The 16,996-nt window shown below is 70.2% G+C and carries 16 protein-coding genes and 5 tRNA genes; 5 read left to right on the top strand and 16 right to left on the bottom strand.

All coding sequences use genetic code 11. The features are described 5' to 3' along the window. Positions 1–11: 11 nt before the first annotated feature. From C8E96_RS29200 to C8E96_RS29220, 5 genes are read right to left on the bottom strand one after another with little or no spacing between them, the layout of a single operon-like run. Positions 12–998: a carbohydrate ABC transporter permease gene (locus C8E96_RS29200; protein WP_091377884.1), complete on the bottom strand. Its 987-nt coding sequence runs from the start codon at positions 996–998 to the stop codon at positions 12–14. After that, positions 998–2,305, bottom strand: coding sequence for an ABC transporter substrate-binding protein (locus C8E96_RS29205; protein WP_091377879.1), 1,308 nt, complete (start codon positions 2,303–2,305; stop codon positions 998–1,000). The genes C8E96_RS29200 and C8E96_RS29205 overlap by 1 nt, the downstream gene beginning before the upstream one ends. Positions 2,306–2,308: 3 nt before the next feature. Further along, positions 2,309–3,535, bottom strand: coding sequence for a hypothetical protein (locus tag C8E96_RS29210; protein ID WP_176926785.1), 1,227 nt, complete (start codon positions 3,533–3,535; stop codon positions 2,309–2,311). 8 nt (positions 3,536–3,543) lie between these two features. After that, positions 3,544–4,806, bottom strand: coding sequence for a glucarate dehydratase family protein (locus C8E96_RS29215; RefSeq protein WP_091377875.1), 1,263 nt, complete (start codon positions 4,804–4,806; stop codon positions 3,544–3,546). Continuing rightward, positions 4,803–5,750, bottom strand: a complete 948-nt coding sequence (locus C8E96_RS29220; protein WP_228770009.1) for a 5-dehydro-4-deoxyglucarate dehydratase — start codon at positions 5,748–5,750, stop codon at positions 4,803–4,805. The genes C8E96_RS29215 and C8E96_RS29220 overlap by 4 nt, the downstream gene beginning before the upstream one ends. Before the next feature lie 118 nt (positions 5,751–5,868). Here C8E96_RS29220 and C8E96_RS29225 point away from each other — a divergent pair, with 118 nt between their 5' ends. The 4 genes from C8E96_RS29225 to C8E96_RS29240 are packed head-to-tail and all read left to right on the top strand — an operon-like array spanning position 5,869 to position 9,947. Beyond that, positions 5,869–6,657, top strand: a complete 789-nt coding sequence (locus C8E96_RS29225) for an IclR family transcriptional regulator (RefSeq protein ID WP_091377873.1) — start codon at positions 5,869–5,871, stop codon at positions 6,655–6,657. Beyond that, entirely contained in the window at positions 6,654–7,436 is a 783-nt protein-coding gene (locus C8E96_RS29230; protein ID WP_091378248.1) for an NAD-dependent epimerase/dehydratase family protein, read from the top strand. Before C8E96_RS29225 ends, C8E96_RS29230 begins: the two co-directional genes overlap by 4 nt. Beyond that, a complete protein-coding gene (locus C8E96_RS29235; RefSeq protein ID WP_091377869.1) occupies positions 7,433–8,857 on the top strand; it encodes an aldehyde dehydrogenase (NADP(+)) in 1,425 nt (474 codons plus the stop codon). The genes C8E96_RS29230 and C8E96_RS29235 overlap by 4 nt, the downstream gene beginning before the upstream one ends. A gap of 10 nt (positions 8,858–8,867) precedes the next feature. Further along, positions 8,868–9,947, top strand: a complete 1,080-nt coding sequence (locus C8E96_RS29240) for an ABC transporter ATP-binding protein (protein WP_091377865.1) — start codon at positions 8,868–8,870, stop codon at positions 9,945–9,947. A 372-nt stretch (positions 9,948–10,319) separates the two neighbouring features. Here the strand turns inward: C8E96_RS29240 and C8E96_RS29245 are convergent, their stop codons facing one another. Together C8E96_RS29245 and C8E96_RS29250 are read right to left on the bottom strand one after the other, a co-directional pair. After that, positions 10,320–10,679: a hypothetical protein gene (locus C8E96_RS29245; protein ID WP_091377862.1), complete on the bottom strand. Its 360-nt coding sequence runs from the start codon at positions 10,677–10,679 to the stop codon at positions 10,320–10,322. Between the two features lie 58 nt (positions 10,680–10,737). Beyond that, complete coding sequence (locus tag C8E96_RS29250) at positions 10,738–11,169, bottom strand: Hsp20/alpha crystallin family protein (protein WP_091378245.1); 432 nt, start codon at positions 11,167–11,169, stop codon at positions 10,738–10,740. A gap of 168 nt (positions 11,170–11,337) precedes the next feature. Here C8E96_RS29250 and C8E96_RS29255 point away from each other — a divergent pair, with 168 nt between their 5' ends. Beyond that, positions 11,338–11,685: a MerR family transcriptional regulator gene (locus C8E96_RS29255; protein WP_091377859.1), complete on the top strand. Its 348-nt coding sequence runs from the start codon at positions 11,338–11,340 to the stop codon at positions 11,683–11,685. Between the two features lie 53 nt (positions 11,686–11,738). Here C8E96_RS29255 and C8E96_RS29260 read toward each other — a convergent pair whose 3' ends face one another. The 9 genes from C8E96_RS29260 to C8E96_RS29300 form a co-directional block, all read right to left on the bottom strand. Then, on the bottom strand, positions 11,739–13,346 hold the full coding sequence (locus C8E96_RS29260; RefSeq protein WP_091377856.1) for an ABC-F family ATP-binding cassette domain-containing protein: 1,608 nt from the start codon (positions 13,344–13,346) through the stop codon (positions 11,739–11,741). A gap of 340 nt (positions 13,347–13,686) precedes the next feature. Then, a tRNA-Gln gene (locus C8E96_RS29265) sits at positions 13,687–13,759 on the bottom strand. A 7-nt stretch (positions 13,760–13,766) separates the two neighbouring features. Then, positions 13,767–13,837, bottom strand: a tRNA-Gln gene (locus tag C8E96_RS29270). A 4-nt stretch (positions 13,838–13,841) separates the two neighbouring features. After that, a tRNA-Leu gene (locus C8E96_RS29275) sits at positions 13,842–13,914 on the bottom strand. 24 nt (positions 13,915–13,938) lie between these two features. After that, a tRNA-Leu gene (locus C8E96_RS29280) sits at positions 13,939–14,012 on the bottom strand. 8 nt (positions 14,013–14,020) lie between these two features. Beyond that, a tRNA-Glu gene (locus C8E96_RS29285) sits at positions 14,021–14,092 on the bottom strand. Between the two features lie 99 nt (positions 14,093–14,191). Next, a complete protein-coding gene (locus tag C8E96_RS29290; RefSeq protein WP_091377853.1) occupies positions 14,192–14,773 on the bottom strand; it encodes an HAD domain-containing protein in 582 nt (193 codons plus the stop codon). 363 nt (positions 14,774–15,136) lie between these two features. After that, the gene (locus tag C8E96_RS29295) at positions 15,137–16,237 is read right to left on the bottom strand and encodes a DUF6923 family protein (RefSeq protein ID WP_133794858.1); all 1,101 of its coding nucleotides are present in this window, start codon (positions 16,235–16,237) and stop codon (positions 15,137–15,139) included. Beyond that, complete coding sequence (locus C8E96_RS29300) at positions 16,234–16,995, bottom strand: bestrophin-like domain (protein ID WP_091377847.1); 762 nt, start codon at positions 16,993–16,995, stop codon at positions 16,234–16,236. The genes C8E96_RS29295 and C8E96_RS29300 overlap by 4 nt, the downstream gene beginning before the upstream one ends. Position 16,996: the final 1 nt, after the last annotated feature.

Below are 16,996 nucleotides of genomic sequence, written 5' to 3' on the forward strand. Positions count from 1 at the left end.
GATCCTCCGGACTAGAACTGGACCGCGTCGCGGCGCATGGCCCGACGCAGGAGCGCGACCATGCCGGTGACCAGCAGCAGCATCACCAGGGCCGAGGCGCAGGCGTAGCCGAAGCGGTACTGCGGGGTGGCGCCGCCGAACGTGACGCCGTAGACGAACACGGCGGCGTTCCACTCGTAGGCGGGCGGCATCTGCCCCTGACTGGCGCCGAAGGCGTAGATGAACTCGAACACCTTGACCGAGCTGATCGTCCACAGCACCGCGGCCACACCGATGACGTCCCACGACAGCGGAAGCGTGATGTGCCGCAGCTTCTGCCACGCCGACGCACCGGCCAGCGACGCGTCCTCATAGAAGTAGCCGGGGATCCGGTCGACGCCCGCCATCAGGATCGCGACGTAGAAGCCGGTGCTGATCCACACCATCGCGATCATGATCATCAGGAAGGCGCTGTCCGGCCCGATCCACGCCACCGGCTCGCCGCCGAACTTGACGATGAGCGCGTTGAGCAGGCCGTCGTGCCGGAGCAGGAAGCCCCAGAAGATGGCGAGCACGATCGGCGAGACGATGTGCGGCAGGAAGATCACCCCGCGCACGAAGCCTTTGCCCTTCATGTCCCGCAGCAGCAGCATGAAGCTGAACGCGAGCACGAAGATGCCGATGCCGACCACGACCAGGATCAGCAGCGTGTTCCAAAAGGACTCCAGGAACAGCGGGTCGTCGAACAGCGCGGTGAAGTTGTCCGTGCCGCGCCAGGTCGGAGTGTTGATGCCGTCCCAGTTGGTGAAGGCGGCGTACACCGAGTACAGCGTCGGCCCGATGAACAGGACCAGGTACAACGCCAGCGGAATCGCCAGGAACGGGCCGAAGATCCGCCGCTGCCTGCGGGCCAGCGGCGACTGCCCGCCGCGCACCGGGCGGGGCCCCGCGGGCCGCCGGGAGTCCCGGCGGCTCGCGGACCGCTGCTCGAGGTTCGCTTGCTCGAGGGTCACAGCCATCAGCCCTGCGTCTTCCAGAACTCGACCGACTTCGCCTTGACCTGGCTGACGAAGTCCGCGGCGCTGGTCTTGCCCTGCACCAGGGACTGCGCGACCGGCTGGAACGCGGTGGACTCCCAGCCGCCGAACTTCAGGCCGAGCGCGGCGCCCGAGGGGTAGACCGCCTTGTCCTGGAACGACTTGCTCAGGCTCTCCAGCGCCGCGGGGGCGGGGATGTCGGAGCGCGGGGTGATGTTGTCGGCCTTGGTGCTGATGCCTTCCAGTCGCGACTTGTTCAGGAAGTACGCGATGAACTTGCCCGCCGCATCGGAGTTCTTGGCGGTCTTGGGGATGCCGAAGCCGAAGAAGTTGACGCCGACCGCGTCGGTGCCGCCGTCGATCCGCGGCAGCTGCACGGAGCTGTACTCGAAGCCCGGCGCGGCGTAGGTCTTGGTCTCGCTGGTCACCCACGAGCCCTGCAGGATGTAGGCGGCCTTGTTCTGCGCCCACAGGTTCTGCTGCGCCGGGTACTGGCCGGAGTTGTAGCCGGGGGCGAAGTAGCCGCCCTTGACCAGCTTCTCCACCCTGGTCACCGCGTCGAGGACCTTCGGGTCGTCCCAGGCGGCGCCGGTGCGGTCGCTCGCCAGCTTCTGCATGCCCTCGGGGCCGACGGCGCGGATCAGGGTGAGCAGCGGCCAGTACTTGGCCACGCCGGTGTTGTCGGCGTCGAGGGCCAGCGGGGACACGCCCTTGGCCTTGGCGGCGTCGAGCAGCTTGACCAGGTCGTCCCAGGTCTGCGGCTGCTCGGTGGGGACCTGCTTGGCGTTGAACCACAGGCCTTCGCCGGTCACCTCGTAGGGCACCATGAACGGCTTGCCCTCTTTGTCCTTGAGGTAGTCGACGTACTTCGACGGGATGACGTCGGAGACCTTCTTGCCCTCGCCGGGAACCTCGAGGTTGTAGACCGAGGTCAGGTCGGCGGCCTGGCCGGTGTTGGACAGGCCGTTGCCGAGCTGGTTCATCGACTGGTCGACCAGGTCCGCGGCGGCCTTGGTGCGCAGCGACGGGGTGAGCTTCTTCATCACCTCGCGGCCGTGCCACTGGACGTCGACTTTGACGCCGGTGTCCTTGGTGAAGGAGTCGATGGCCGCCTTGATGACCTGGGCCTGCGGCTCCTTCTCCTGCCACATGGACCAGTACGTGAACTCGCCGGAGCCCCCACCGCTTCCGGCGTCGCTCGGCGACCCGCAGGCCGACACCGCGAGCAGGGCGCTGAGGCCGAGCGCGGCGAAACTGATGGAACGGCGCAGCCGCCCGGTTCGGGTCATGATCTACAGACCACCTATCTGGGACTCGTTCGCGCGGGTCGCCCCGGCGCGCTGGGGGTGAGGGAGTTTGGCCGCGGCGACGAGCGCCCGCAGCACGGCCGAAGCCGATCGGGGCACCAGCCCCAGGTGATAGAGGTGCAGCTCGCTCAGACCGGCGGCGGCGAACTCGCCCGCCCAGTCCTCAAGAGACGGTCCCTCCGGCGGTCGGACGGTGTCCGGCCGGAAATATCCCCCGACCGCGATGTCGTCGCCGACAGCCGCGGACATCTCTCGCAGCCGGGCGACGGCGGCGTCTCCGCCCGCCCAGCAGTTCGCCACCACACTGTCCACATCGGAACCGAGTGGCCCCCCGATGGCGGTGAAGGCGTCGGTGGCCCAGCGGTCGGCGGCGCCGTGCAGGGTCACCGGCAGGTCCGGGCGGGTGGCCCGGGCGCTGTCGACGACGCGTCGGCGGATCGTGACCGCCGTGTCGGCCAGGACTCTCGCCAAGGCTTCGGCGAGATCGGCGCCGAGCGCTTCCTCCACCGACTCCGGCCCTGCCCCATCGACGTCCACACAGGACCGCACCTGGGCGGCCAGCCGACGTGCGTCGATGCCCGCACCGGCGTAAAGTTGTTCGCAAGCGGCGCAGAAGCAGAGCGATAGCAGCCGCTTCTGCGTCGCGGTCCACTGCGCGAAGTCCACTTTGTCATGGTGTCCGCCGTGGTCGATCCCCAGCCGCCCGCACGCTTCGAGGATCACGCCGTCCGGCTCACCGGTCACGACGATCTCACTCGCGAGGGTCGCGCAGTAGTCCACGACTTCCTCGGCGCTCGGGCACAGCGCGTACTCGTACGGCTCGCCGAAAGCGTTGCGCACCACCAGGTCCGGGTTCGCCGCACCCAGCACGCTGCTGTGGGTGAACACCATCCACGCGTACACGCCCAAGCCGTGCCCGCGGATCGCCTTCGCGGCCGCGCCGAACGGGTCGGGCTCGCCCAGCCAGTCGGCGAAGCGCGGGGTCAGCCTGCGCCCCTGCCAAGCACTCTGTCGCACCGGGAGGTAGCAGGCCGCGTGCGGCGTGGTCATCAGCCTGCGCGTCGGGTGTTGCGGGGTCGGAACCCTGGTCGTGTGGTACGCGGCGGCGAGGGCCACCACGTCGACGCCGACCTCAGCTGCCCGGGCGGGCGCGTCCGGGTCACCGGCGAAGTCCCAGGGATAGGCGTAGCCGACTGTCTTATCGATACTCATCACCACTGTTACCACCTAGGCTTGCGCAGCTCGTAGGACGGGTCGATCCGGCGCATGTAGCCGGTGTCGTCGCGGTCGCGAATGCCGCAGGACAGGTACTGCTCGTGCAGCCCGGCGAGCGCGTCGCGGTCGAGTTCCACGCCGAGTCCCGGTGTGGTCGGCACCCGCACTGATCCATCTACAAAGGACAGGACGCCGGGTTCGATGACGTCCTCGGACTTCCACGGCCAGTGCGTGTCGCAGGCGTAGGTCAGGTTCGGCGTCGCGGCGGCCAGGTGCACCATCGCGGCGAGGCTGATCCCGAGGTGGGAGTTGGAGTGCATGGACAGGCCCATGCCGAAAGTCTCGCAGATGCCCGACAGCAGCGCCGACCGTCGGAGGCCGCCCCAGTAGTGGTGGTCGGAGAGGATCACGCCGACCGCGTCCTGAAGGACCGACGGCTTGAGGTGGTCGAAGGAGACGACACACATGTTGGTGGCCAACGGCATCGGCACCGCGCGGGCGACCTCGGCCATCCCCTCGATCCCAAGGGTCGGGTCCTCCAGGTACTCCAGGACGCCGTCGAGTTCGGCGCCGACCTTGATGGAGGTCTCGACCGTCCACGCGGCGTTCGGGTCGAGCCGCAGCGGCAGGTCGGGGAATTCCGCGCGCAGGGCGTGGATCGCGGCGATCTCCTCGTCCGGCGGGAAGACGCCGCCCTTGAGCTTGAGCGCGGTGAAGCCGTATTCGTCGACCATCTTGCGCGCCTGCGCGACGATGCCCGCCGGGTCGAGTGCCTCGCCCCACGAATCCGGCTCGAAGCCGGGGTGCGCGGCCCACTTGTAGAAGAGGTACGCGCTGAACGGGACGGCCTCCCGGACCGCGCCGCCGAGCAGGTCCGAGACCGGACGGCCCAGCAGCTTTCCCTGCACGTCAAGGCAGGCGACCTCGAACGGCGAGTACACCCGGTCGACGGTGCCGCTGGTGGTGATCATCCCGGTGAGTCCGTGGCCGTCGGCCCCGGTGTTGCCGGAGAGGACGCGCTTGGCGGTGGCGAACATGGCGTTGAGCGCGAAGACGTCGTGGCCGACGATCGCGTCGGCGACCGCGCGCAGCCGGTCGAGGTGGCCGGTGTCGGCGTAGGTCTCACCGAGCCCGGTGACGCCGTCGGCGGTGTGCACCTCAATGATCGTGCGGATCGCGTAGGGCTCGTGCACGCCGACCGCGTTGAGCAGCGCCGGGTCGGCGAAGGCGACGGGCGTGAGGGTGACGCCGGTGATGGGGACGCTCATCCGGCCACCGCCGCGGCGGTGAGGGCGAGCCCGGCGGCGATGATCCGCTCCAGCTCGACGACGTGCTCGGGCGACGGCTCCACCAGCGGCGGGCGGACGGTGCCGACGTCGAGCCCGCGCAGTCGCACGGCGGTCTTGACCAGCGAGACCGCGTAGCCAGGGACCTTGTTGCGCAGTTCGACCAGCGGGTGGAAGAAGTCGACCAGGAAGCGGTCGATCAGCACGTCGTCGCCGGTCGCGGCGGCCTTGAAGAAGGCCAGCGAGATGTCCGGCGCGAAGCAGAACACCGCCGACGAGTACAGCGTCACGCCGATCCCGCGGTAGGCCGGGACGGTCACCTCGGCGGTCGGCATGCCGTTGAAGAACTGGAACGGCTTTCCGCTGCCGTTGAGCGCGCCGCGCACGGCCAGCACGATCCGGCCCAGCAGGTCGAGGTCGCCGCGGCCGTCCTTGAAGCCCGTCACGTTGGGGATGGTGGCGACCTCGGCGGCGGTCTCCGGGTCGAACACCGCGTTGCCCCGGCTGTAGACGATGACCGGCAGGTCGGCCGCGGCGGCGACCTCGCGGGTGTAGGCGACCATCCCGCTCGGCGGCGCGGCCACCAGGTACGGCGGCAGCATGAGCAGGCCGTTGGCGCCCGCTCCCTGGGCGGCGCGGCTGAACTGCCTGGCCAGCGGGAGTGACCCGCCGGTTCCCGCGTAGACCGGGACGGCACCCGCCGTGACCTCGACCGCGCGGCGCACGAGCGCCTCGTACTCGACCGGCTCCAGCGCGTGGAACTCGCCGGTGCCGCAGGCGACGAAGACTCCGCCGGGTCCGGCGGCCAGCCCTTGCTCCAGGTGCGTGGTGAACATGTCCAAGTCGACCGCACCCGCGGCGTCGAACGGCGTTACGGGGAAGAACAACACCCGGTCGAGCATCTGCACCGGAACTCCAGGGTTCATGTATGTGAACGTCGGTCATACTTGCGAACTGTGGGGCGGAACCGTAAGACTGCCCACACCCGGTGTCAAGCAGGGGTGTCCGCCGGGTTTCGCGAAGGAAACGCAACGAGGAGAACCGATGACAGTCAGTGAGGCGAGCGGGGGGCCGCGTCCGGACTCGGTGAAGTCGGCGGCCAGGACGATCGACATCCTGGAGCTGCTGGCCGGGTCCGAGCGGAGGCTCACCCTCAGCGAACTGCAGCGCAAACTCGACGTGCCGAAGTCCAGCCTGCACGGCCTGCTGCGCACCCTGGTGGCGCGCGGCTGGGTGGAGACCGACGAGCGCGGGACCGGCTACAGCGTCGGCCTGAGCGCGCTGCGGGCGGGCGCGACCTTCCTCGACCGCGACCCGGTGGTGCAGGTCGCCAGCGCGGTGCTGGCCCGGCTGCGCCGCCAGCTCGACGAGACCGTCCACTTGGCACGGCTCGACGGGCCGGACATGGTCTACCTGGCCAGCCGCGAGTCCCAGCACCACCTGCGGGTCACCTCGCGCATCGGCAGGCGGCTGCCCGCGCACGCCACCTCGCTCGGCAAGGCCGTGCTGTCGACCATCGACGAGGTCGAGGTCGCCACGATCCTGCCCGCGAAGCTGATCGCCCTGACCCCGGACACCGTCACCGACCACGACGAGCTGCGCGCCGAACTGGCCGAGGCCCGGGTGCGCGGCTGGGCGTTCGAGCAGGGACAGAACACCCCCGGCCTGACCTGCTACGCGACGGCCATTCCCAACCTGCCCACGGTCGACGCGATCAGCTGCTCCATCCCGCAGTCGCGGATCAGCGACGACCACGAACGAGAGGTGGTGGAGGCGCTCATGGCCGCCGCCGACGAGATCGCCCAACTGTGCCGAGCGAGGTCTCCCCGATGAACCTGCTGATCACCGGCGCCGCGGGCGGCGTCGCCACGATGCTGCGACCCCGGCTGGCCCGCCCGGACCGGGTGCTGCGGCTGCTCGACATCGCCCCGGTCACCCCAGGCGCGGGCGAGGAGGCGGTGACCGCGTCGGTCACCGATCTCGACGCCATGACCGAGGCCTGCCGGGGCATGGACGCGGTGCTGCACCTGGGCGGGCTGAGCACCGAGCACGCGTGGGACGACATCGCCGCGGTCAACATCGACGGCACGTACCGGGTGTTCGAGGCCGCCCGCCGGGCCGGGGTCCCGCGCGTGGTCTTCGCCAGCAGCAACCACGCCGTGGGGTTCCACCCGAACGACGGCGCCGAGGCCCCCGACTACGGCTTTCCCCGCCCGGACACGTTCTACGGCGTCAGCAAAGTCGCCGGGGAGGCGCTCGGCAGCCTGTACCACGACCGCTACGGGCTCGACGTGGTCTGCCTGCGCATCGGCTCGTGCTTCGAGCGGCCTTCCACGGATCGGATGCTCGCGACCTGGCTTTCTCCGGACGACTGCGCCCGGTTGGTCGAGGCCGCCTTGAGCGCGCCCTCACCGGGTTTCCGTGTGGTGTGGGGGATTTCGGCGAACACCCGGGCGTGGTGGTCGCTTGCGGAGGCCCGCTCGCTGGGCTACGAGCCGCAAGACAACGCCGAGGACTACGCGGGCGAGGTCACCGTGGAGGCCGACGAGTACGACAGGTTCCTGGGCGGGGCGTTCTGCTCGCCCAAGCTGGATCAGGGAGGACGTTCATGAGCGCCGTGCAGGGCTTTGACCCGCGCACCGCCGCACCTGTCGGGGAACCGGTGCCCGCCACGGCTGCTGCTGAAGTCGACGCGGTCGTGGCCGCGGCGAGCCGGACCTGGGCCGACACGTCGCCTGCCGACCGGGCGCTCGCGCTCGACGCGGTGGCGGACGCGCTCGACGCGGACTGCGCGCGGCTGGTCGAGATCGCGGACGCGGAGACCGCGCTCGGTGTCCCCCGGCTCACCGGGGAGGTCGGGCGGACCACGGGCCAGCTGCGGATGTTCGCCTCGCTGCTGCGGACTGGTGCACATCTGAACGTGGTGTTCTCCCCAGGTCCACCGGATGTGCGGCGGACCCGCCAGGCGATCGGGCCGGTGGCGGTGTTCTCGGCGAGCAACTTCCCGTTCGCCTTCTCCGTCGCCGGTGGGGACACAGCGTCCGCGCTGGCCGCGGGCTGCCCGGTCGTGGTGAAGGCGCACGAGGCGCACCCGCGTACCTCCCTGGCCGTCGCCGAGATCCTGCGTCGGACCCTGCCCGAGGGCGTGTTCGCGCTGGTCACGGGCCGGGAGGCGGGGACGGCGCTGGTCCGGCATCCGGGGATTCGCGCGGTCGGGTTCACCGGGTCGCTCGCGGGCGGCCGGGCGCTGTTCGACCTCGCCCAGGGCAGGCCGGACCCGATTCCGTTCTACGGCGAACTGGGCAGCGTGAACCCTGTGGTGGTTCTGCCCGGCGCTTCGGGCGTTGCCGAGGGCTACGCCGCTTCCCTGACGCTTGGGGCGGGACAGTTCTGCACGAACCCGGGTCTGCTGTTCGTCCCGGATGACGCCGTGCTGCTCGATGAGATCGCCCAGGCGGTCGGCGGCACGACCGCGGGCCCGTTGCTCAGCCCCGGAATCCACCGCTCCTATGTGGACCACACGGCCGCCGGCCCCGCGCGGGTGCTGGCGACTGGGACCGCGGGCGAAGGCGCCTGGGCGGTGGCACCGGTCGTGTTCGCCACGGACGCGGCGGATTTCGTCGCCCGGGCCGAGTCGCTCACCGAGGAAACCTTCGGCCCCAGCGGTCTCGTGGTCACCTACCGGGACCTCGACACCCTGCTCGCCGCGCTGGAAGCGTTGCCCGGCAGCCTGACCGGCTCCGTGCACGCGGGCGCAGACGACTCCGCGACGCTGAAGGTCGCGGCGATCCTGCGCACCCGCGTCGGCAGGCTCGTCCACAACGGCTGGCCCACCGGCGTCGCCGTCTGCTGGGCCATGCACCACGGCGGGCCTTGGCCCGCTTCGACCGCCCCCGCACACACATCCGTCGGCACGGCCGCCATTGACCGCTGGCTCGTGCCGATCGCCTACCAGGACTGGCCGGAGCACCTGCTGCCGCCGGAACTGCGCACCGACAACCCCCTCGGCTTTCCCCGAACCGTTCAAGGATAAGGAAAACACCATGGCCACAGTCGAGTACCGGGCCGCCACCCGGCTCTACCCGGGCACCGAGACCCCCGCCGTGCAAGACCTCGACCTGAACATCCGCGACGGCGAGTTCATGGTGCTGGTCGGCCCGTCCGGCTCGGGCAAGTCCACCGCCCTGCGCATGCTGGCGGGCCTCGAAGCCGTCGACGGCGGTGAGATCCACATCGGCGACACCGACGTGACCCACGCGCAGCCCAAGGACCGCGACATCGCGATGGTGTTCCAGAACTACGCGCTGTACCCGCACATGACCGTGCGGCAGAACATCGGGTTCCACTTGAAGATCGCCAAGGTGGGTCGCGCCGAGATCGACCGCAAGGTCGACGAGGCCGCGCGGCTGCTGGACCTGGAGCCGTACCTGGACCGCAAGCCCGCCAAGCTGTCCGGTGGCCAGCGCCAACGGGTCGCCATGGGCCGGGCGATCGTGCGTGAGCCGCGGGTGTTCTGTATGGACGAGCCACTGTCCAACCTGGACGCGAAACTGCGGGTGCAGACGCGCACCCAGATCGCGTCACTGCAGCGCAGGCTCGGGGTCACCACGATTTACGTGACCCACGACCAGGTCGAGGCGATGACGATGGGCGATCGGGTGGCGATCCTCAAGGACGGCAAACTGCAGCAGTGCGACACGCCGCGCAACGTCTTCGACCGGCCGCGGAACCTGTTCGTCGCCGGGTTCATGGGGTCGCCCGCGATGAACCTGATCCCGTTGCACGCGCATGACTGGACGGTCGAGTTCGCGGGAACGCGCATCGACTTGACGCCTGCTCAGCGGGCGGCGGCCACCAGTCGGGACATCACGGTCGGGGTCCGGCCTGAGGGGCTGCGCATCGCGGGGGCTCGGGAGGGCCAGCAGGTGATGGTGGAGATGGTGGAGGAACTGGGCAGCGACAGCTACCTGTACACCACGACGAACGGCGACACGGCGCACCCGATTGTGGTGCGGGCGGGGGCGCGGGATGTGCCGATGCGCGGGTCGACGATCGGGTTGCAGGTTCAGCGCTCGGACGTGCACCTGTTCGACACGGCGACTGGGGAACGGTTGCCGGACTGAGGGTTGGGCGGCGGGCCCGCTTCGGCGGGACCGCTGCTCGCCTGCGGTGCCTGTTCGGCCGCCCTTGCCTGCCTGGGGTGCCTGCTCGGCGGGATCGCCGCCCGCGCCTGCCTGGTGCCTGTTTGGCGGAATCGCCGCCCGCGCCTGCCTGGGTGCCTGTTTGGGTGGTTCGCCTTGATTCGGGGACCCCGCCAAATGGGCCTGGCGCGGGCTCAAAAGGTGGGCGAAGTACAGCCCACCCGCGCCGAAAGTTTAGGCCCATTTGCCCCGAATCAAGGCGAACCACCCAAACAGGCCGTTCTGTTCTGCCCCTTGCGATTCCGGGTGGGTGGCGTGGGTTCGGGTGGGTGGCGTGGGTCCGGGTGGGTTGGGTCAGGCTGGGATGGGCATCGGGCGATCAAGCGGGTTCTGTTGGCGTGGAACGGTTGCCGCCTCCGGTGAGGTCAGCCCGCGCAGATCTTCTAGCGCGGGCGCGAGCAACAACGTGCTGGTTGTCAGGCAGCCGTGCATCGCACGCAGGTCCGCGACGACTTCCTTGGCGATCCCCTGATCGTCAAGTCCGACCGGCACCTGCTCCATCAAAGCGGCCGTCACGGCGGCCAGCGCACGAGTCACCTCGTGCACGCCCTCGACAGCGGCACGAAGTCCTTCCGTGCCTGCGCCTTCGAGGGAATGTTCGACCTGTTCGAGCAAGCGGCGAGCGTCGGTCAGCGGCTCGCTGATGGTACTCACGAAACGCTCCTTCCCCGTCCCGCCGGGGAAAGCCCGGCGGGACGGGTCGTCGGTCGGGTCAGGCGTTGATCTCTTTGCGTCCCGCGCCCGCGGCGACGGTGATCTTGCGGGGCTTGGCCTGTTCGGCGATGGGGATGCGCAGGGTCAGGACACCCGCGTCATAGGTGGCGGCGACGTTGTCGACGTCCAGGGTCTCGCCGAGGAACAGCTGCCGGGAGAACAGCCCGCGCGGGCGCTCCGCGGCCGTGACCTCGACATCCTCGCCGAAGTCGGCCTTGCGCTCCGCCTTCACCGTGAGCACGTCGCGTTCGATGTCCAGGTCGATGGACTCCGGGGCCACGCCGGGCAGGTCGAACTGGACGACGTACTCGTTGCCGCTGCGGTAGGCGTCCATCGGCATGACCGCGGGGCGGGTCGTGGTGCCGTTGGTGCCGAAGAACTGCTGGGTCAGTCGATCCAGCTCGCGGAACGGGTCGGTCCGCATCAACATCGTCATCGTCTCCTTCCACGATCACGGTTCGTGTGCCGGTCTCGGACCCGGCAATGTTGCTAACGCTTGACTCAAGCTTCCTGTTCCCGCTGATGGAGATTTTTCGCAAGTAACTTATAGCTCGCACTGGAGATTGTGTCAATCCGCGCGCGCAGATAACGTGTGGGCATGACGAACCAGGGGCCCGAGGGCGACGGCGTGGGCGGGTTGGGCAGGCTCGACGACCCGGAGTACCCGGCGTTCACCATCGGGCAGGCGGCGACCCTGCTCACCGTCCAACAGGCGTTCCTCCGAAGCCTCGACGCCGCCGGGATCGTCTCGCCCGAGCGGTCCGGGGGCGGGCACCGCCGCTACTCGCGCCGACAACTGGAGACCATCACCCGCCTGCGGGAACTGCTCGACCAGGGCCACCCGCTCGCGGCCGCCGCCCGCATCGTGGGCCTGCAGAACGATCTGGCCGCCGCGAACGCCGAGATCAGCGACCTGCGCGACCAACTCCGCGAACGCGAAGCCTGAATCGATCCGGCACCAAGCCCACACACGCAATGCTCACCCACACGGCCGCTGGTTCAGGCGACTCGGCCCTCGACCAAGGCCAGTTCCGGGCCGTCCCACGTTCGGCGGAGCCAGCGGTCGTGGGTGGCGATCACGACGGCGCCGGGAGCGGTGCCGAGCGCTTCCTCCAACTCCTCGGCCAGACTGAGCGAGAGGTGGTTGGTCGGCTCGTCGAGCAGCAGCACCTGCGGCGGGCGGGCGATCAGCAGCGCCAACGCCACCCGCCTGCGCTGCCCGACCGACAGGGCACCCACCGGCCGGTCCAGGTCCCGCGGCGGCAGCAGGCCCAGCTGGGTCAGCGGCACCGCACCCGCCTGCGCGGCCTTGGCGTACAGCGTTCGCGCCGTGGCGCGGGCGTCGGGGAACACGACGTCCTGCTCCAGCAGGCCGACCCGGACACCGCGGTCGCGCCACACGGCACCGGCGTCCGGCGCGAGCCGCCCGGCGAGCACCGTCAGCAGCGTCGACTTGCCCGACCCGTTGGGGCCGGTGACCAGCAGCCGCGCCGAACCCGGCACGTCGAGGGCGCCGATCTCCAGGCGTCCGTCGACCCGAACCTCGCGCAGGGCCAGCGCGGGCCGGTCCGCCGCCGACTGCCCGGTGAGCGCGGCGCTGAACCGCAGCGGCTCCGGGGGTTCGGCGATCCGGGTGCGAACGAGCTCGTCAAGCCGCTGCTGGGCGTTGCGCACGCGGCGCGAGATCTGCTTCTGCACCCGGTCGCCGATCATGCCGTAGGACATCTTGTTGTTGTCCTTCATCTCGCGGGCATGGTTCACCGCGCGGGCTGTCACGTCGACCGCCACGCGCAGCTCGCCGAGCTCGGTCTGCTCAGCGAGATACCGCCGCACCCACCGCGCCCGCTCGGCGCGTTTGGCCACCAGGTAGTCGCTGTAGGCGCCGCCGTACCGGGTCACGCCGCCGCGCGCCGGGTCGAGGTCGACGATGTCGGTGCACACCTCGTCGAGGAAGACCCGGTCGTGTGAGGCGACCACGACCACCCCGGGCAACGCGGTCAGCTCCCGCTCGACGAAGGCGACCGCCTCGTCGTCGAGGTGGTTGGTCGGCTCGTCGAGCAGCAGCGCCCGCGGCCGACGGATCAACAGCGCGGCCAGCGCCAGCCGGGACCGCTGCCCACCGGAGATGGCGTCCAGCCGTCGAGTTGTGTCCACTGTGGCCAGTCCGAGCCCGTGCAGCACGAGTTCGGCGCGCCGGTCGGCGTCCCACAGGTCGTGGTCCTGCGCCCAGCCGAGCGCCTCGCCGTACTCCGCGAGCACGTCCGGGTCGTCCGGGCGCTTCTCCAGCAGCGCGGCCAGCTCGTCCAGCCGCGCCTTGGCGGCCCGGATGTCGGCGAGCGCGTCGTCGACCACGTCACGCACGGTCGCGTCGGGGGCGAACGGCGTCTCCTGCCAGAGGAATCCGCAGTCGGAGGGTCGTTCGACCGTCCCGGAGTCCGGCTCCTCCACCCCGGCCAGCAGCCGGAGCAGGGTGGACTTGCCCACGCCGTTCTCCCCCACCAGCCCAACCCGCCGCCCCGGCGACGCGGTCAGCGACACACCGTCGAGGACCCGACGGTCGCCATAGGACTTGACCAGCTCGGTCGCATGCAGAATTGACATAGACATCCACCACCCGGAACTCGGATACGAATGCCCACCGGCGCTCTCCCGCATGGACGCGGGTCGCTCGGACGTGGGCTCGGCGGAGGTCAGTGGATCACCCCATGAGGTTCTCATCGGGGGCACGGGAGCGTCAACGGAATTAATTCGGGCCCGCCCGACAGCGTTGACTGACCCAGGCGGCGCTGAGGACCTGGCCGTCGACGACTGGCTGGTCACCTTCGACTAGCGCGTTTCCCTCATCACGCCGCGCACCGGGGCTAGTTCTGACCTGACCGTCACGTGGCTGAACTACGTCCAGGACGCCCTGGTCCAGACCCGTCCGCACTAGGACGCGTTGGTTGAGCTGCCCGTCGAGGGTTCGAACCTCGGTCTCCGCGGTCAGAACGCGGTGTCCATGCCGACTGGACCAACGGGCACTGCCTGCTCCCGGCTCAGGGTTCGAACCTGACCTCGCGGTGTCAAAGACCGCTGTGCTGCCGCTACACCAGCCGGGACCGGTGCCCTTGGCAGGATTCGAACCTGCACTGGCCGCGTTCTGAGCGCGGTGCCTCTCCCGTTGGGCTACAAGGGCTTTCTCCCGCCAGGCGGGACGTAGTGCGGTCGCGGGGAGTCGAACCCCGACTGGCCTGGCCCTCGACCAGGTGCCTCTGCCGATTGGGCTACGACCGCGTGAAACGTGACGCGTACCGGGGTCGAACCGGTGTCTCCGGCGTGAGAAGCCGGTGTCCATCCCACTGGACCAACGCGCCTGGCCTGGCTGTAGTCGGGTGCCCGCGAGTCGAACGCGGTGTCTTCCGCTCCCAAGGCGGATGGGTTGCCGTCTCCCTCGCACCCGTGGCGACCCGCCCTCAAGCGGACGGGTCGGTCAGACCCGCGGCCCAGGCACGGACCGCGGTGAGCTGGTCGGGCCGCAGCCCGTGTCTCGGATCGACGTGACACAGCAGCGTCTGTGTCGACGCCCGGGCCTGGTCGAACGCCGCCCGCGCCGGGCCGAACGTGTCGTGGCCGACGAGTTCGTCGTCCAGCCAGGCCAGTGGCCTGCCCGCGGCGTAATCCGCGACCGCGGGCCACTTCCAGCCGCCGTCGGCCCGCCAGCCGTGGCCGACCCGCAGATCCCGTTCCGGGAACTCGATGACCGGCAGCTCCGGCAGGCCGATCGTCCGCCCGATGTACGTGTTGGCCTCGTGCGTCCACGTCGTGGCCCACACCAGCTCCAGGCCCGTGTCCGCGGCGACCCGCAGCAGCAGTTCGCCGTGGTCGGGCCGCAGCCAGACCCGCATGCCCCGGTGTCGGCGGGCCGCCGGTCCGGTGTGCCAGCCGCCATTCGGGGTCAGGCGGAACGTCTCGTACCCCGGTGGCCGCCGAGTCGGCTTGGCCGCGAAGGGGTTCAGCGGTCCGTCCACGTCGATCAGCAGCAGTCCACGGGACATCGGTCCGCCCTCCCTTCTCCTGGATGGTAAATAGCTAAAAATTGCCCGAAGGTATGCACACACCTCATTAATTCGCCGCCACACATAATGGGTGTGCGAAATAAAGAAAGCCGCCTACCGGTTTCCCGATGGCGGCTCCCTGAGCATGACGCTTCACGTCATGGTGGGGAGCCTGAGCTGCCAAGTTGCTGCTCAAGCAGCGGCAGGGCCAGTACGGGAAGCGGGCAAGCGGCAGCGACGCCGTAGCGCCGTCCTCGCATCCGAATGCTCGCCATCACAAACTCCCTCGTCGTTGTCCTTCGCAATCATGGACCAGTCCGACGTCGGGCGTCAATCATTTAATTCGGTTTCCGCGAATTGTCGTCAGCCGCGTGTGCGGCGAACCGCTCCGGCGCCGCCGGCGAGAATGAGCACGAGCACCGCCAAGCCCCAGCGGCGCTTCTCCTCGGTCCGGTCGAGCGCGTTCTCGGCCCGCGGGACCGTCGTGGCCGTCTTGTACCGCTTGCGACTGGGGGCCGGGTTCGTGGGCGGCGCCATCACCGGCGCGCTGCTCGCTGGTGGGGCCGGAACCGTTGGGGTCGCAGGGATCGCGGCCGTGGGGGTCGACCGGGGCGCGGGCCTGGGTGGCACAGCGGGGGCGGGCGGCACGGGCACCGCCCCGGGGCGCAGGCAGCCCGCCGCGTCGGTGTGGTCCATCGACGTCGGGCTGACGATCGTCTCCACTGACGACGGTGACCGCAGGGAGACCCGGAACCACGTGCTGCGTCCACGCACATGCTCGCCCAGGACGTAGAGCATCCCGTCCGGTCCGGTGACCGCCGCGCCGTAGCCTCGCCCGCCGCCGAGGTTCGCGGACTCGATCTCGCGGACCTCGCCGTCGGCCGGGTTGATGGTGACGAGCCTGCCCTGCGTGGCCACGCCGTGCAGCAGACCGTCCGGCCCCAGGTCGAAATCGTCGACGGTCTGCGCCAGCCCCGGCGAACGCAGCGACACCGTTGACACGACAGTGAGATACGTGCGGCTCGCGGGGTCCACATCGACCACCGAGAGCGTCAGGCCGGACCGCAGGTACCACCGGGTTCCGGACACCGCGCCCGCGGTCGCGCCGAGTGCCTGCCCGGGCGAGCGCAGCGGACCGCGGTCGGTGATCTTCCCGTCCCGGCCGATGGTGACCACATGGCCACCACCGGACAGCGCGCCGGACCGGCCGTGGGAAGCCAATCCGTAGGCGACGTCCTGCTTTGCCGCGTAGCCGATCGCGTTGACCCGGAAACCGAGGTCGGCGACCGGGGTGACCCGACCGGACGGCAACTCCACCCTCGCCAGCGCCGAGAGCCCACCGCCCGCGCCCTGGACCTGCAGCGCCACGCACACCGCGGGCGCCGCCGCCGCGGCGGGACCGGAGGACACGGCGACCACCGCGAACCCGATCACGGGCGCCAAGGCCCACCGCGCCCGGCTCATCGCAGCCGGACCTGGGCCGCCTCGAACGCGTCCGGCCCCACCTGGGCGCCGCCCATGTACGGGTTCTGCAGCTGCTGGGTGGCGAAGAGCAGCAGCGCCAGGGTGCCCGCGAGGATCGACACGATGATGATGTGGGTGACCGGCCGCGGCCCGCCGAAGAGCATCGGCAGCGCCACCGACAGGAGGCTCCCGACGATCAGCGCGAACCAGATGACGCCGCTGACGCCCTCGCCCGCCGCCGTGTCGAGACGGGCCTGCCGGGCCTGGTAGACCTCCCACAGCTGGTTCGCCGCCTCCGCCTTGCGGCCGTGCTGCCACTCGTCGGACACCGTCGCGTCGGCCACCGACCGGCGCAACTGGTCGAGCGTCGCCCATCCCGGGCCGGCGATGTCCTCGCCCGCGCGCATTTTCGGCCACTCCTGCTCGGCCACCGCGACGGCGTAGGACCGGGACAGGTCATGAACCTGGGTTCGCGCGGGCTCCGGCAGCGAGTCGGCGGCCCACGACGCGGCCACCAGGCTCTCGGCCTCGCGGGAGGCGCCCTCCTCGGCGGCGCCCACGCCGTCGAACAGCGAGATCAGCACGAACGCGAGCAACACCGCGTGCAGGCCGCCGACGATGGTGAAGACCTGGCCCGCGGCCTCATTGTTTTCCACGATCCCGTCGGTCTCGCCGATGTGCCGGATCAGGTACGCCACCAGTGCCGAGACCGCGGCGGCGCCCACGACCCACAGAACTCCGGCCAGGTAGATGTTCACC

The sequence above is a fragment of the Actinokineospora alba genome, from assembly GCF_004362515.1.
GTDB classification, from domain to species: domain Bacteria; phylum Actinomycetota; class Actinomycetes; order Mycobacteriales; family Pseudonocardiaceae; genus Actinokineospora; species Actinokineospora alba.

Coding starts and splice junctions, on each gene's coding strand:
- C8E96_RS29200 (WP_091377884.1), bottom strand. CDS start 998: ATGGCTGTGACCCTCGAGCAAGCGAACCTCGAGCAGCGGTCCGCGAGC.
- C8E96_RS29205 (WP_091377879.1), bottom strand. CDS start 2,305: ATGACCCGAACCGGGCGGCTGCGCCGTTCCATCAGTTTCGCCGCGCTC.
- C8E96_RS29210 (WP_176926785.1), bottom strand. CDS start 3,535: ATGAGTATCGATAAGACAGTCGGCTACGCCTATCCCTGGGACTTCGCC.
- C8E96_RS29215 (WP_091377875.1), bottom strand. CDS start 4,806: ATGAGCGTCCCCATCACCGGCGTCACCCTCACGCCCGTCGCCTTCGCC.
- C8E96_RS29220 (WP_228770009.1), bottom strand. CDS start 5,750: ATGAACCCTGGAGTTCCGGTGCAGATGCTCGACCGGGTGTTGTTCTTC.
- C8E96_RS29225 (WP_091377873.1), top strand. CDS start 5,869: ATGACAGTCAGTGAGGCGAGCGGGGGGCCGCGTCCGGACTCGGTGAAG.
- C8E96_RS29230 (WP_091378248.1), top strand. CDS start 6,654: ATGAACCTGCTGATCACCGGCGCCGCGGGCGGCGTCGCCACGATGCTG.
- C8E96_RS29235 (WP_091377869.1), top strand. CDS start 7,433: ATGAGCGCCGTGCAGGGCTTTGACCCGCGCACCGCCGCACCTGTCGGG.
- C8E96_RS29240 (WP_091377865.1), top strand. CDS start 8,868: ATGGCCACAGTCGAGTACCGGGCCGCCACCCGGCTCTACCCGGGCACC.
- C8E96_RS29250 (WP_091378245.1), bottom strand. CDS start 11,169: ATGTTGATGCGGACCGACCCGTTCCGCGAGCTGGATCGACTGACCCAG.
- C8E96_RS29255 (WP_091377859.1), top strand. CDS start 11,338: ATGACGAACCAGGGGCCCGAGGGCGACGGCGTGGGCGGGTTGGGCAGG.
- C8E96_RS29260 (WP_091377856.1), bottom strand. CDS start 13,346: ATGTCTATGTCAATTCTGCATGCGACCGAGCTGGTCAAGTCCTATGGC.
- C8E96_RS29290 (WP_091377853.1), bottom strand. CDS start 14,773: ATGTCCCGTGGACTGCTGCTGATCGACGTGGACGGACCGCTGAACCCC.
- C8E96_RS29295 (WP_133794858.1), bottom strand. CDS start 16,237: ATGAGCCGGGCGCGGTGGGCCTTGGCGCCCGTGATCGGGTTCGCGGTG.